Annotated in this window: 13 protein-coding genes and 1 tRNA gene; 3 read left to right on the top strand and 11 right to left on the bottom strand. The window is 69.8% G+C overall.

What is annotated here, in order from left to right; translation table 11 throughout:
- Positions 1 to 114 precede the first annotated feature (114 nt).
- The 3 genes from OHT21_RS36155 to OHT21_RS36145 form a co-directional block, all read right to left on the bottom strand.
- On the bottom strand, positions 115 to 1698 hold the full coding sequence (locus OHT21_RS36155; protein ID WP_328772478.1) for a TROVE domain-containing protein: 1584 nt from the start codon (positions 1696 to 1698) through the stop codon (positions 115 to 117).
- A gap of 387 nt (positions 1699 to 2085) precedes the next feature.
- Positions 2086 to 2155: transfer RNA gene (locus OHT21_RS36150), tRNA-Ser, on the bottom strand.
- A gap of 65 nt (positions 2156 to 2220) precedes the next feature.
- On the bottom strand, positions 2221 to 3687 hold the full coding sequence (locus OHT21_RS36145) for an alkaline phosphatase PhoX (RefSeq protein ID WP_328772477.1): 1467 nt from the start codon (positions 3685 to 3687) through the stop codon (positions 2221 to 2223).
- A gap of 258 nt (positions 3688 to 3945) precedes the next feature.
- On the opposite strand from OHT21_RS36145, the gene OHT21_RS36140 reads away from it, so the two are divergent.
- Complete coding sequence (locus OHT21_RS36140) at positions 3946 to 4248, top strand: hypothetical protein (RefSeq protein ID WP_328772475.1); 303 nt, start codon at positions 3946 to 3948, stop codon at positions 4246 to 4248.
- Between the two features lie 40 nt (positions 4249 to 4288).
- Here OHT21_RS36140 and OHT21_RS36135 read toward each other — a convergent pair whose 3' ends face one another.
- Complete coding sequence (locus OHT21_RS36135) at positions 4289 to 5716, bottom strand: hypothetical protein (RefSeq protein ID WP_328772474.1); 1428 nt, start codon at positions 5714 to 5716, stop codon at positions 4289 to 4291.
- Between the two features lie 355 nt (positions 5717 to 6071).
- Between OHT21_RS36135 and OHT21_RS36130 the strand changes: the two genes are divergently transcribed.
- Positions 6072 to 7904: an endonuclease/exonuclease/phosphatase family protein gene (locus OHT21_RS36130; RefSeq protein WP_328772473.1), complete on the top strand. Its 1833-nt coding sequence runs from the start codon at positions 6072 to 6074 to the stop codon at positions 7902 to 7904.
- Positions 7905 to 7979: 75 nt separating this feature from the next.
- Here the strand turns inward: OHT21_RS36130 and OHT21_RS36125 are convergent, their stop codons facing one another.
- The 5 genes from OHT21_RS36125 to OHT21_RS36105 all read right to left on the bottom strand — a co-directional run bounded on the left by OHT21_RS36125 (position 7980) and on the right by OHT21_RS36105 (position 11038).
- Positions 7980 to 8684: an antibiotic biosynthesis monooxygenase gene (locus tag OHT21_RS36125; protein ID WP_328772472.1), complete on the bottom strand. Its 705-nt coding sequence runs from the start codon at positions 8682 to 8684 to the stop codon at positions 7980 to 7982.
- Between the two features lie 125 nt (positions 8685 to 8809).
- Positions 8810 to 9748: a DUF3618 domain-containing protein gene (locus tag OHT21_RS36120; RefSeq protein WP_328772471.1), complete on the bottom strand. Its 939-nt coding sequence runs from the start codon at positions 9746 to 9748 to the stop codon at positions 8810 to 8812.
- Positions 9745 to 10158, bottom strand: a complete 414-nt coding sequence (locus OHT21_RS36115) for a phage holin family protein (protein ID WP_328772470.1) — start codon at positions 10156 to 10158, stop codon at positions 9745 to 9747. Before OHT21_RS36115 ends, OHT21_RS36120 begins: the two co-directional genes overlap by 4 nt.
- Positions 10159 to 10211: 53 nt before the next feature.
- The gene (locus tag OHT21_RS36110) at positions 10212 to 10904 is read right to left on the bottom strand and encodes a hypothetical protein (protein WP_328772469.1); all 693 of its coding nucleotides are present in this window, start codon (positions 10902 to 10904) and stop codon (positions 10212 to 10214) included.
- Positions 10901 to 11038, bottom strand: coding sequence for a hypothetical protein (locus OHT21_RS36105; RefSeq protein WP_328772468.1), 138 nt, complete (start codon positions 11036 to 11038; stop codon positions 10901 to 10903). Before OHT21_RS36105 ends, OHT21_RS36110 begins: the two co-directional genes overlap by 4 nt.
- Positions 11039 to 11211: 173 nt before the next feature.
- Between OHT21_RS36105 and dapA the strand changes: the two genes are divergently transcribed.
- Positions 11212 to 12147 carry a 4-hydroxy-tetrahydrodipicolinate synthase gene (gene dapA / locus OHT21_RS36100; RefSeq protein ID WP_328772467.1) on the top strand — a complete coding sequence of 312 codons (936 nt, stop codon included), beginning with the start codon at positions 11212 to 11214 and terminating at the stop codon, positions 12145 to 12147.
- On the opposite strand, the gene OHT21_RS36095 is transcribed toward dapA, so the two are convergent.
- The gene (locus OHT21_RS36095; protein WP_328772466.1) at positions 12108 to 13331 is read right to left on the bottom strand and encodes a WD40 repeat domain-containing protein; all 1224 of its coding nucleotides are present in this window, start codon (positions 13329 to 13331) and stop codon (positions 12108 to 12110) included. The genes dapA and OHT21_RS36095 overlap by 40 nt on opposite strands.
- Complete coding sequence (locus tag OHT21_RS36090; RefSeq protein WP_328772465.1) at positions 13328 to 13885, bottom strand: SigE family RNA polymerase sigma factor; 558 nt, start codon at positions 13883 to 13885, stop codon at positions 13328 to 13330. Before OHT21_RS36090 ends, OHT21_RS36095 begins: the two co-directional genes overlap by 4 nt.
- Positions 13886 to 14085: the final 200 nt, after the last annotated feature.

The following is a 14085-nucleotide window of genomic DNA, read 5'->3' as shown; positions in this document are numbered from 1 at the left end:
ACGTCAAGGACACTTGACACGCTACGAGGCGCCACACCTTGATGTCAAGTGTGCTTGACACTCGGACAAGCGTTTGGCCCGCACCGAAGTGCGGGCCACACCCCCTACCGCCGTTCAAGCCAGCCAAGGCCAGTCGGCATCCCTCGCCGACTCGAGCAGCGGGACCATCCGGAACGCCGCGTCCGACAGGCCGCCGAACACGTGGCGGTTGCCCTTTCCGGACGGGCCGTGGCCCGCCTGGTAGCCGGCCAGGTTCCAGGTGTAGACCGGGGTCTTCGCCGGGACCTGCTCGGTCGGGTCGCCGTAGTTGCTGTACGCGGCCTGCTCGTCCGTGACGATCAGTACGCGGTCGTGCTTCTTGTAGTGCGTGCGCACGGCCTCGGTGGTGTTGGTGCCGCCGAGGTCGCCGAAGCGGTCGAGCACCTTCAGTACGGACTCGCCCCTGCGGAAGCCGATCCGGTTGCTGCTCGTACCGAACTCGACGAGATCCGCGTCCGCCGCCCGCAGTGCGAGCGCCGTGCCGAAGATCGCCGCGGCGTCCGCCCGGTTCAGCTCCGAGCGGTCGGACAGCCGGGACCAGAACATCGAGCCCGAGCGGTCGACGAGCACCAGCGTGCGGCCCGGCAGCGCGGGCACGTTGGCCAGCGAGTGACCGAGTGCCTGCTCCAGCGGGTACGACCAGCGCAGCGACGGCGCGTGCTGGTACGCGGCGAGGTAGCGGAACGGGAACTGCCGCGAGCGCGCCACCTCCGCCGGGTCGCTGATCTTGGCGGCGACCTGGGCCGCCACCTCGTCCGAGACACCGGCCTCGTCGAAGTTCCGCAGGTTCCGGACCAGCGCCATGGCACCCATGGACGGGATCACGGCCTCCCAGGCCGCCTTGTCCATCGGGCCCTGCAGCCAGCCGGCCAGCGCCTCCCAGGTGATGCCCGCGTCCGCGAGACGCTGCGCGCCCCCCGCACCGGTCACGACCCTGCGCCGCTTGGCGGGCCGCAGTGCCATCAGGTCACGGTGGGCCGCCAGTACGGGCAGCGACGTGGGCACCACCGCCGTCTCCGGGTGGTGCCGGCGGTCGAGCGCGTACTGGAACAGGTCGCCCTGCCACGGCTTCTGAGGGTCCGGCGCGGCGTGCACCAGGTTCAGGATGTCGCCGAAGCGGTAGCCCTTGGACGCCGTGTCGTACTTCAGGAGCGACTTGGCGCTGTAGAGGCGGCGCACGGCGTCGGCGACGCCCCGCTTCACGGGCTTCGGGATGGCACGGCCGTACCGCGACGTCCAGTACGCGAGCAGCTCGCCGGGCTCGTCGGGACGGCGCAGCACGGAGTCGATGACCTGCCGGTTGGACGGGCCGTCCGTCGCGCCCGCGTCGAGCCGCGCCTTCACGTACTCCGCGGCGCCCACGATGGCGGCCGTACGGAGGTTGCCCTCGCCGCGCAGCCAGCCGAGCAGACCCGCGGTCCACTCCGCGTCCTCGACGGCAAGCCGGCGTACGAGCTCGGCGAACCGGTCGTCCCGGGCCTCACCGGTCTCGTAAAACGTCTGCTGAGCAACGAAGTTGGCGATCGAGAGCAGGAAGAGCTCGGAGCGAGCGTCACGCTCCTGGCCCCGGCCGCCCTGATGGGTACGCAGAACGCGCCCGGTCGACGTCACGCGAGAAGTGGGCTGCGCCTTGGCAGTCTTGGTGTTGAACCGCGCCATGGTGAATTCCCCCGAATTCGTTTGTGTTCATTGGTGTTTCGGAGGAAGGCGCAGCAAATGGAACATGCCCGAGATCAGGGGCGGCGACGGCATTATGTCGGATGCGTTTGCCAGTTCCGCCACATCGACCAGGGGTCGACGACGGGATTCGAACCCGTAAATGTCCGATCCAGAAGTAGCCGCTGCCTTCGCACCGGGCACTCCCCCGCCATATGCTGCGCCTCCCGAGATCAAGTCGGCGGCGGCATGGATTCTTTGGAAGAGAAGTAGCCGCAGCCTGCGCACCGGGAGGTGCGTGACATGCATGAAATTGTGGGTGCCCAGAGTTCAAGACCGGCGGAACCGACGTAGGCGCTCTAACCCCTGAGCTACACCGGCGCGTTGTACCGATGGCGGGACTCGAACCCGCGGCCGCCCCATTAGCAGTGGAAGTAGGTCCTGCCTTCGCACCTGGACATGCATCACTGTAGGAGGCATACCGCGGGCCGGGCCAACGAATTAATCAGCCGCGATCAGCCACGATCAACCACGCTTCTGGCGCTTCCAGGGACCCGTGATCGCGAGCAGAATGCCCGGGTCCTGGATGTTGGCGTACAGGGTCTTTCCGTCCGGCGAGAAGGTGACGCCTGCGAACTCGCTGTATTCCGGCTCCTCTTCGGTGCCGACGTTCAGGTCGTTGCGGGCGATCGGGTACGTACGGCCGCCGTCCGTCGCGCCGAAGAGGTGCGAGACGCCCTCGCCGTCCTCGGCGAGGATGATGCCGCCGTAGGGGGAAACGGTGATGTTGTCGGGGCCGTCGAAGGCGCCGTCCTTGGACGGGTCTGGGTTCACACCGAGGAGGACCTTGAGGGTCAGCGTGCGGCGCCTGGGGTCGTAGAACCAGACCTGGCCGTCGTGGTGGACGGGGCTCTCGTCACGGGCGTACGAGGAGACGATGTACGCGCCGCCGTCGCCCCACCACATGCCCTCGAGCTTGCGGGCGCGGGTGACCTCGCCTTCGTCGAACTGCTCGCGCACCGCGACCTTCTTGGCGTCGCGGTCGGGCACCTCCACCCAGTCGACCCCGTACACGGTGCCGATCTTCGTGGCGCGGGACAGGTCGTCGACGTAACGGCCGCCGGAGTCATAGCACTTGGGGGCCTGCAGGACACCGGCGTCGTCGGCGAGCGTGCGGAACCTGCCGCGGCCGTAAGTGAATCCCTTCGGCGGGACCCAGCGGAAGAAGAGGCCGTTGGGCTCGTCGGCGTCCTCGGTGAGGTAGGCGTGGCCGCGCTTGGGGTCGATGACGACGGCCTCGTGGTCGTAACGGCCGAAGAACTTCAGGGGCTTGGGGTCGCGGTTGGCGCGGCGGTCGGCGGGGTCGACCTCGAAGACGTAACCGTGGTCCTTGGTCATGCCGTTCTCGCCGGCCCGGTCGGAGTTCTCCTCGCAGGTGAGCCAGGTGCCCCAAGGGGTGCTGCCGCCCGCGCAGTTGTTGGCGGTGCCCGCGATGCCCACCCACTCGGCGACCTGCCCGTCGGGGCGCACCTCGACGACCGTGCAGCCGCCGGGTGCGGCCGGGTCGTAGACGAGACCCTTGGCGAGCGGTACCGGGTACTCCACCTCGGAGCGGGGGCCGTCCAGCTCGTGGTTGTTGACGAGGAGGGTCGTGCCGCGCGGGCCGGGGAAGGCCGCCGTGCCGTCGTGGTTGGAGGGGGTGGTCTCGCCGGACTCCAGCTTGGTCTTGCCGCTGTAGGTGAGGACGCGGTACGAGAATCCGGCGGGCAGCGCGAGGATGCCCTTGGGGTCGGGGAGGAGCGGGCCGTAGCCGACGCCGCCGCCTCGGCGTTCCGCGTCGTCCCCGGAATCCGCGTCGTCCCCCATGGTCTCGGTGTCCTGGGTCGCGAGTGCGCCCGGCGCGGTGGCGAAGGCGCCGACGCTGCCGACCAGGGCGACACCGGCACCGGTGATCGCGGATCGTCTGGCGAAGTCCCTACGGGTGAGCGACATGCTGTCTTTTCTCCTGTGACGGTGGAGTGGGACCGTGGAGGGTGGCCGATTGTCGACCTTCGGCCACACATTTCCGCTCGTGCCTGAACGCTGGTTGAACGCGGACCGACAACCGAAGGCCAAGGACCCACCCATATGGCCGACCAATCCCGCCGTGCGAACGAATGATCGGAAGAATCTTCGTAAAATAGACAGCAACCATCCGCACGACCCAACAGCAACCCATCCATCCGTACGACCCCTGGGAGGCGAGCCGGAGTGGACGCACGTCATGCGCGCCGCCTCCACGAGGACCGGCTGATGAGGCTGGCCCATGTGACCGGGGTCGGCATCGGACAGGACGAGGACTCGGGTGAGGACGTGATCGTCGTCTTCGTCACCCACGAGGTGCCCCGCGACAGCCTCCGGCCCGAGGACGTGATTCCGGACGAGCTGGAGGGCGTACCCGTACGCGTACTGCCGATGGGCGACGGCGAGACGCAGGATCCGGCGGAGAACGAGGCAAAGGGCGAGTCGGCGCAGGGCGAGGCGGAGCAGGAGCAGTCGCCCAAGGGCCCGTAAGCCCGCCTCCCCGAACTCAGCCGCCTACAGCGCTCGGCGCTCAACCCCCTTGCTGCGACCGCGCCTTGAACGCCGCCTTACGGGCCTCCTTGGCGACCTTCTTGTCCGGGTGGAGCCGTCCCATGGCCTCCAGGACATCAGGCGTGGCCGGGTGGTCGACGCGCCAGGCGGCGTCGAAGAAGTTGCTGTGCTGGGCGGCAAGACCTTGCACCAGGGCCTGGAGTTCCTCGGAGTTGCCCTCCGCCGCCAGCTGTGCGGCGATCGTGTCGACGGTCAGCCAGAAGACCATCTCCTCGGAGGGCGCGGGCACGTCGGGGGCGCCCCGTTCGCTGAGCCACACCCGGGCGAGGCCGCCCAGCTCGGGGTCGTCGAGCACTTCGCGCAGGGCCTGCGAGGCTTCCGTCCCGACGAGCGACAGGGCTTGCTGGCAGAGCAGCCTGCGCAGCGGTGCGCCCGGATCGGAGCCGCGGGCCGCGTTCAGCAACTCCCTTGCCGCGGCGAGGGGTTCACGCCGGGCGAGCCACTGTTCGGTCTCGGCCTGCGCTGCCGCGGGCGGGAATTGGGCGGTGCCGGCGAGCAGGGCGTCCGCGCCCTTGTCCGCGAGGTCACCGACCGCGGGGGCGGAGAGGCCGCCCTCCTGGAGCCGGGTGCGGATGCCGTAGAGGCCGAGCGGGGTGAGCCGGACCATTCCGTACCGCGAGATGTCCGTCTCGTCCGAGGGCGCCGCGGGCTCCTCCTCGGGGTCGGTCATCAGCGCCTCGTCGACTGGCTGGAAATCGACGAGACCGGCCGGTTCCAGGAGCCGGAACTGGTCGTCGAGCCGCATCATCACGTCCGACACCTGCTCCAGGACGTCGTTTGTGGGCTCTGCCATGTCGTCCGGCACGATCGCCGAGGCGGCGAGCGCGGGCAGCGGCACAGGGCTGTCGCCAGGGCCGTCCTCACTGACGGTCAGCAGGTAGAGGTTGCCGAGCACGCCGTCGAGGAAGTCGGCTTCCGCATCCGGGTCCCAGTCCAGGGCGGAGAAGTCGAGCTCGCCGTCCTCGTCCACGGCGGTCATGATGTCGTCGAGGTCGGGAACGCTCGCGTCGGCGAGCACGGTGTCCAGGGCTCCGAGCCACAGGGCCAGTACGTCGGCCGGTGCGCCGGAGGTGACCAGCGCCAGTTCGGCGCCTTTGTCGACCGTCCCCTCCTCCTCGTCCAGGACGGCGACGAGCCCGGTGTCCACGGCCACCCGCCAGGCCTCGCTCGCGAGAGCGGCGGCGTCCTCGCCCTCGAGGCCGAGTTCCGCGGCGGCGTCCGGCAGTTGCTCCTCGACGAGTTCGCCGCCGGCTCCGACCCGGGTGTCCGGGCCGGCCCAGCGGGCGAGGCGGACGGCACGGGAGAGCAGCGGGGTGGCGAGCGCGTCCCGCGCGAGCTCCGCTTCGGACGTCAACCGCACCGGCGGCAGGGTGGAGCTGTCTGACATCGGCTGGTTCTCTCCTCGGACGTACAGACGTGCACACATGCGTGGGGTCGGGTGACCGTCCGAACGTCGTACTGCGGCCGCCGCCCCTTGACCGCAGCCTAGACGGATTTCCACCCACTCGGCCTAGTTCATGAACCTGTCAGAACCCGTACATGGCTGAAACCTTGACAAGTCACCTTGCCACACACGAGATTGACGCGCGTAGAGCTCAACGGCTCCACAGACGCCACTGGCTCCGCCAGTCCCTTGCACCACTTCCTGCACCACCCTCTGCACCGCTTCCTGCACCACCCTCTGCACCACTTCCTGCACCACCCTCGTCCCGGCGCTCATGTACGTCCCCGGAGGGATTCCGTTGCCGAGCAAGTCTTCCGCGCGCATAGCCGCGCTCACCGTCGCCGCCGTCTGTTCCACCGTCTCCGCCGTGGTGTTCACCGGCTCCGCCCAGGCGGAGGCCGTGGCCGTCCACGACATCCAGGGCAGCACCCGGACCTCCCCGCTCGCGGGGCAGCAGGTCACGGATGTGACCGGCATCGTGACGGGCGTACGGACCTACGGTTCGTCCCGTGGCTTCTGGATCCAGGACCCGTCCGCGGACAAGAACCCTGCCACCAGCGAAGGCATCTTCGTCTTCACCAGCTCCACGCCGAACGTCGCCGTCGGGGACTCGGTGAGGGTCTCGGGCACCGTCACGGAGTTCGTGCCGGGCGGCGCCTCCTCGGGCAACCAGTCGCTCACGCAGATCACCAGGCCGACGGTGACCGTGGAGTCGAGCGGCAACGCGCTTCCGGCGGCCACGACCATCAGCGGTCATTCGGTACCGCGCGCGTACGCGCCGACCGGCGACAAGGGCGCGAACGGTTCGGTCAACGGGCTCTCCCTGCAGCCGCGAAAGTACGCCCTCGACTTCTACGAGTCGCTGGAGGGCATGAACGTCAAGATCGGCTCCTCGCGCGTGGTCACCGCCACCGACCCGTTCTCCGAGCTGTGGGTGACGGTGAAGCCGTGGGAGAACCCGACTCGCCGCGGCGGCACCGTCTACGGCTCGTACGACTCGCAGAACACCGGCCGGCTGCAGATCCAGTCGCTGACCCCGACCGCCACGCAGCCGTTCCCGACGGCGAACGTCGGCGACACCCTGAAGGGCACCACCGAGGGCCCGCTCGACTACACCCAGTTCGGCGGCTACACGCTGACCGCCCGCACCCTGGGCACGGTCGCCGACGGCGGGCTTGAGCGCGAGACGACCCGTAAGCAGTCGCGGAGCGAGCTGGCGGTGGCGACGTACAACGTCGAGAACCTCGACCCGACGGACGAGTCCTTCGCCGATCACGCCGCCGCGATCGTGAAGAACCTGCAGTCGCCCGACATCGTGTCCCTGGAGGAGATCCAGGACAACAACGGCGCGAAGAACGACGGCACGGTCGCCGCCGACGAGACGCTGCGCAAGCTCATCGACGCGATCAAGGCCGCGGGCGGCCCGGCATACGACTGGCGGTCCATCGACCCGGTCGATCTCGCGGACGGTGGCCAGCCGGGGGGCAACATACGCAACGTGTTCCTCTTCAACCCGGCGCGCGTCTCCTTCACCGACCGCGCGGGCGGCGACGCGACGACGGCCGTGGGCGTCACGAAGGCGTACGGCAAGGCGGCCCTCACGGCATCCCCGGGCCGTATCGACCCGGCGGCCGAGGCATGGAAGAACAGCCGCAAGCCGCTCGTCGGCGAGTTCGTCTTCCGCGGCAAGACGGTCTTCGTGATCGCGAACCACTTCGCGTCCAAGGGCGGCGACCAGGCGCTGCACTCCCAGTTCCAGCCGCCGGTCCGCTCCTCGGAGACCCAGCGCCACCTCCAGGCGAAGTCGGTGAACGCCTTCGTCAAGGACATCCTGGCGAAGCAGAGGAACGCGAACGTCGTCACGCTCGGCGACATCAACGACTTCGAGTTCTCCGAGACGACGAAGCTGCTGGAGGACGACGGCGTCCTCTACTCGGCCATCAAGTCCCTGCCGAAGAGCGAGCGTTACAGCTACGACTTCCAGGGCAACAGCCAGGTCCTCGACCAGATCCTGATCAGCCCGTCGATCCGCAAGTACTGCGACTTCCGCTACGACAGCGTGCACATCAACGCGGAGTTCGCCGACCAGATCAGCGACCACGACCCGCAGGTGCTCCGGTTCAGGCCGTAGTCCCTGTGCGCGAACGAGCCTGGCCCTGTCGTCCGGGGGGCCGGGCTCGTCCGCTTCTTGCGTCGCGTGTACGGGTTACTTCGGGACGAGTCCGAGGGCGTACGAGTACCTGCTGACCGTGGAGCCCTTCAGTCCGGGGTACGTCTGTACGCGCTCCCACTGCGGCGTGCGCGATCCGACGCCGTTGCCGGGGCCGGACAGGGCGTCGATGTGGGCCTGCGCGCTCTGCCACTCCGCGTAGTTGAGGACCCTTGTGCCGTCCGTGCTCAGGTGGAAGTGGGCGGAGATCCCGCCGGGGTGCTGGTTCGGCTCGCTCTCCAGGGCCTCGAACACGGCGTCCACCCAAGCGCGCTGCCGCTCGGGGTCCGGGCCCTCGAACTCGACGCCGACGATCACGATGCAGCCGGGCACCCGCGACTCGACCTCGGGGCGGGTGCCGCTGCGATACAGCCGGTACCGTCCGAGGGCCACCCGCTCGATCCCGGGCACTGCGGTGTCGATCTCGTCGACACGCTCTTGCCGATGCACCTTCGTGAACGCCTCGTACGCCTGCTCGTCGGCCCACTGCGAGTGGTGCAGCAGGGTCGTGCCGTCATGCCCGGTGTAGACGTAATAGCCGAGCAGGCCCTCGGTCGGCCAGGGCCTGCTCTCCCAGGTGGCGGCGATCGCTTCGACCGTCTCCTTCTGCCGCTCGGGTGTCCCCACCCGCCAGGTGCTGAAGAACCGGGCTTCCGCGTCAGGGCGGGTCAGGTCGGGGTGCGCGTCGGTACGGCGGGTCATCACAGCCTCCAGTGATCGGTGCTTTGGTGCGAGCACCACCCACCCTCTGACCTCAACCAAAGTTCAGGTCAAGGCCAGAGGGCGGCTACACGGTGACTGTGCTGTTGTGGCGGCTCCGTCCGGTGTCAGTGACGGCCTACAGCGCGGCGGAGGTCGTCCGTGGCTCGCTCGAGGCCGGACCCGCGGCGGAAGCGGAGACCGCTTGTGCGGTGCAGGCCGATGCGGCGCAGCCCCGTCGTGCGGCGGAAGCCGATGCGGTCGAGGCCCGTCGTGCCGCGGAGGCCGGTGCGGCGGAAGCCCCTGGTGCCGCGGAGACCGACACCGCCGAGCCCCCTCGTGCGGCGGGGACCGAGGCCGCCGAGGCCCCGCGTGCGACGGAGACCGCCGAGCCCCTTCGTGCGCTGGAAGCCCATGCGGCCCAGGCCCTTGGTGCGGACGAAGGCGACGCGGCCGAGGCCGGGCATCCGGCGGCTGCCCACGGCAAAGCGGGGGCCGGCGATGTAGCGGTGGCCCTGGGCCTGACGCCGCAGTATCCCTACCGCGATCGCGGCTGCCGCTCCGCTGATCAGCAGCGATTTGGGGTGTCGCTTCCCGGCTTGGCCGACCGCTGTGGCGGCGTTGCGTACGGGCTGTGGCACGTTCGCCTGTACGGCATGGCCGGCGTGAGCGGCCTTGTCCTGTACCGCGTGTCCGGCGTGCGCGGCCTTGTCCTGTACCGCGTGCCCGGCGTGGGCGGCCTTGTCCTGCACGGCATGCCCCGCGTCGGAGGCCTTGCTCCTGAGCTTGGCTCCGCCCGCACGTGCGCGGCCCCGCACATCGGCCTTGGCGGCCAACTCCTCTACGGTGTCGCCCAGTTGCGCACGGGTCTGCGCGATCTGCTGTCGCAGTTCGTCCGGGCCCTTGGCCCCACGGGCCGCCTTCGCGGCACCTTCGGGCGCGGCGGACTCCGCGGACTCTCCGGCCCCGGCCGCACCGGCAGCCCCGGTGGCGCCGACCGCGGCGGCCCCGGCCGCCCCAGCGGCCTCGGCGGCGTCGGAGCCGTTCTTGTTCTTCCTCTCCTTCATCGCTGCGCCCTTTCCTTGATTTCGTCGACGTCGGCCCGGACGCTTTCAAGGGTCTCCGCAGGCAGGGGTGGCGTGGCGCGGCGCAGTTGCGCGCGGCCGGTGAGGCCCAGGATGGCCGCGATCACGAAGAGCACAGCCGTGATGATGAGCGCCGACGCCCACACAGGCAACTCCAGCGCCAGTGCGGCGGTGCCCGTGCCGGCCAGCGCCATCAGGCCGACGTACGCGACGGCGCCCGCCGCGCCGAGGAGCCCGCCGCCGCGTCCCGCGCGCTTGCCCTTCTGCGCCAACTCCTCTTTCGCGAGCTGTACTTCCTGCCGTACGAGTGCGGAGAGCTGTTCGGTGGCCTGTCCGACAAGGTCACCCACCGAGTGGTGTTCCTCCGGCCGCCGCTGCAGGGTCTCGGTCACGGCGCCCCGCCTCCTCTCGTCTCGGGACGCCCGAGTACCCCGCCGAGCCGCGGCTACCCCTGTCCGGACCCGCGCTCGCCCGGTTCAAGCCGCACCAGCTGGGTCTGAAACCAGTCGAGCCGCGCCTGCAGCAGCGCGGCCTCGGCGACCAGCTCGGACACACCCAGCCCCTCGGGCAGGTCACCGCCGGACGGTGCGGCACCTCCACCGGCCCGTACGGCCCGTACCCGCAGCCCCTCGCCACCCAGCCGCGCGAAGGTCGCCAGGGATACGGACGGACGGCCGCGTACGCATCCGGCGCAGCTCGCCGCCAGCGCCCGCCAGCCGGGTCTGCCCCATCCGGCGTCGGCCAGCGCCACGGCCACGGAGCCGCAGCTACAGGGGCCGACCGTGGCGGTACGGACCCGCTGCCGGGCGTAACGGAAGCCGAGCTCGAAGCGGATGTAGGCGCCGAGGACGGAAACCTCAAGGAGCACGGCGGTCCGGTGCTCGGCGGTGCACAGCATGGCCTCGGCCGCCGTACGGTCGTGCACAGAGTGGAAGCCGCAGTCGCAGCGGCGATGCGGTGCCCGGTGCCGCAGCCCGTACACGCAGTGGGCCTCGTCGAGCACCCCGTACGGCAGCGCGCCGCCCAGCGACACACCGGTGAACCCGGCCCGGCTGCCGTCCTGCGACAGCATCGGGTGGGCGATCTTGAATCCGGTGGGCGGCTCCGCCGGACGTTCCTCGGGGAGCCGCCACCTCATCGCGCGACCGGAACCTCTTCGACGGCGGGCTCCAACTCCTTGATCTCCTCAGCGAGTTGAAGCTCCACTTCGTCCTCTTCCACGCGCGGCCGCTCCTCGGCGACTCCGGTGGCGAGCGCCTTACCCAGCCTCATAACGCCTCCCGTGACCGATCACCAACTACCGTCCTCGCCATGGTGACCCAAACGCCGCCGAGTTCCTAGACCACGCCCGCCCGCCCCCGTTCGCTCACCGCACAGCGTTCCTTACGGATATCTCGTAGAAGAATTAAGTGGAGCTTCAGCATCGGGATACCGAAACTACGGACATGACCACGCCCTCCGCCCCACCCTTCGGCCGCGCCCTCTGCGCGATGATCACGCCCTTCACCGAGGAAGGCCTCCTCGATCTGGACGGTGCGCAGGCGCTGGCCGAGCGGCTGGTCGCGGACGGGTGCGAGGGTCTTGTGCTGTCAGGGACGACCGGGGAGTCGCCGACCACGACGGACGCCGAGAAGTCCGCGCTCGTGCGGGCCGTGGCCGAGGCGGTCGGGGGCCGGGCCGCGGTGGTGGCGGGCGTCGGGACGTACGACACACGGCACACGATCGAGCTGGCTCAGGAGGCCGAAAAGGCGGGCGCGGACGGCCTGTTGGTGGTCTCGCCCTACTACAGCAAGCCGCCCCAGGAAGCCCTCGAGGCCCACTTCCGGGAGATCGCGGACGCCTCCGGACTGCCGCTAGCGCTGTACGACATCCCGGGCCGCACCGCCACCCGCATCGAGCCGGAGTCCATGCTGCGCCTCGCCGCACATCCGCGGATCGTGGCGGTCAAGGACTGCGCGTACGACCTCCTCGGCACCCAGAAGGTACTGGCCGCCACGGACCTCGCGTACTACACGGGCTGCGAGGAGTTCATCCTCCCTCTGTACGCGGTGGGCGGCGCCGGCTACATCAGCACCGTCGCCAACGCCGCGCCCCGCCAACTCCGGGGAATCCTGGACGCGTTCGACGCCGGGAACACCACGGAGGCCGCCCGCCTGCAGCGCCGGGCCATCCCTCTCATCGAGCTGATGATGGCCTCCGGCCAGCCCGGCACGGTCACGGCGAAGGCCCTGCTCGGTGCGCTCGGCCTGCCCGCCGGTCCGGTACGCGGACCGCTGCGGCCCGCCGGCCGCGAGACGGTCGACGGGCTGCTGGCTGCGTACGAGGAACTGATCAGCACTGGTCAGCGCGAGCTGAACAACGGCTCCCACCGGCCCGGGTAGTCGGCGCTCGCCTTGCGGAAGTCGCTCAGTGGGACGACCTTGTTCGTGCCGATGGTCACCAACAGAAGCTGGTTGCGGAACTCCCCCGTGCCGCCGCACTTCTCTGGATCGCAGCCCCAGGCGATGAGCCGCTTGTTGTCGGCCCAGGCGAGGAGTTGCTGGACCGGCACCGTGGTGACCCGCTTGCCGGTCTTCGCGTCGTTGATCGCGGAGGCGATCTCCTTCCCGTCGCCGGCGAACTCCCCCGCCGCGAGCTTGCCGTCCGGTGAGAGACCCGCCTCGGCGTAGCCGAGGGACTTTTCGTTCGCGGGCCAGTCCGCCTCGTCGCCGTTCAGGTCGTAGTACTCACGGTACGGCTCCATCGCCCTGTGCGCGTAGACGAGCTTGCCGTCATGGCTCCAGTCGAAGTCCTCGCGGGGGTTCCCGAACCAGCCGAACTCATCCGGCTTGTCCGGCGCCTTGTGCCACTCCGACGTGCCCGAGTCCACATCCACGACGGCGAATCCGGTCCGGCTCGACACGGGTCCCGGAACCTTCTTGCCGTCCACGTTCTGGGGGTGGTCGGCGAAGTTGCGGTCGGGGTTCTTGCCGTAGGTCGTCGCGACCAGCTTCTCGCCGTCCGGAGAGAAGGCGACACCACCGACACCGCGGTCCACCGGAATCCAGCGCTCCACCTTGCCGCTGATCAGATCGAGCAGTCCGATGCGCCGGGCGGGCAGCTCGCCTTCCAGCACGGCGGCCGTCCGTGAACCCGGTGCGATGTCCAGGAAGGCCCACTTCTTGGTCTTCTCGTACTTGCCGGTCTTCTGGTTCAGCAGGCCGTACGTACGGGTGTGGATGGTGTCGCCGTTGGGCTGCTTGACGTTCTTGTAGACCCAGAAGGCGGACAGCACCGTGTCCCCGGCTGCGATCAGATCGCGCGGCGGCGACTGGTTGGGGTGCCCGATGATGTCGCTCTTGTTCATCTGGCTCGCGGGCCGTACGTCCTCCTCGCCCTCGGTCGCCAGCGGCACGGCCACCGCGACGGCGACCACGGCGGTGGTGGCCGCGGCGAGGGACGCGAGCGTACGGGTGCGGCGGCGGCGCCGGGCGGTCAGGACGCGGTCGGCGAAGCCCGGGCCCAGAGGCGGCTGTTCGGTGGCCTGCTCCCGCAGGGATTCACGCACCAGTTCGTCGACGTTCACGGGCGTACCTCCACGGGGGAGTAGTCACGGGAGGGGGGCTGCTCGGCGTCGGCGAGGCCGAGTGCGGCCAGTTCGGGTGCGAGCGTGCGCAGCCGGGCGAGCGAGCGGTGTGTGGTGGAGCGCACGGTTCCGACCGAGCAGCCGAGGATGCGGGCCACGTCGGCCTCCGGCAGATCCTCGAAGTACCGCAGCACCAGCACGGTCCGCTGTCGCGGGGTCAGCCGTGCCAGCGCCTCGCGCATCAGGATGCGCAGCTCGGCGGCGGAGGCGGCGTCACCTTCGCCCGTCCCCTCGGGCGGCTCGGCGACCGTCAGCTCTCGTCTTCGCCACTTCAGCCGCCACCGGCTCACCTGCTGCCGGTACAGGATCCGTCGTACGTACGCCTCCGGCTCGTCGATCCGCTGCCACCGGCCCGCCGCCTTGATCAGCGCGCTCTGCAGCAGATCCTCGGCGGCGTGCCGGTCTCCGCCGCTGAGCAGGACGGCGGTCTTCAGCAAGGCCGACGAACGGTTCTCCACGAACTCCCGGAAGCGCTCCTGCCCTTGGGCATCCATCGTCACCTTCTCTTCCCCGGCGGGCCTCCCCCGCTTCACATTCCTTGTGACGCGCGCGGCCTGCTCCGGCTATGCCTGCGCGCAAAAGAAAGTTCCCCGCAGCCCCTTTAGGGGCGCGGGGCTGTGACATATGCGGCTCCGCCGCGCGGGCGCGACAAGCCACGACGAACCCGCACTTCAAACGACCGTCGTGGCGAGCT

This window comes from Streptomyces sp. NBC_00286, from assembly GCF_036173125.1.
In the GTDB taxonomy this organism is placed as follows: domain Bacteria; phylum Actinomycetota; class Actinomycetes; order Streptomycetales; family Streptomycetaceae; genus Streptomyces.
Note: the sequence above shows the minus strand (reverse complement) of the source record. Positions and strands in the feature narration are given on the sequence as shown.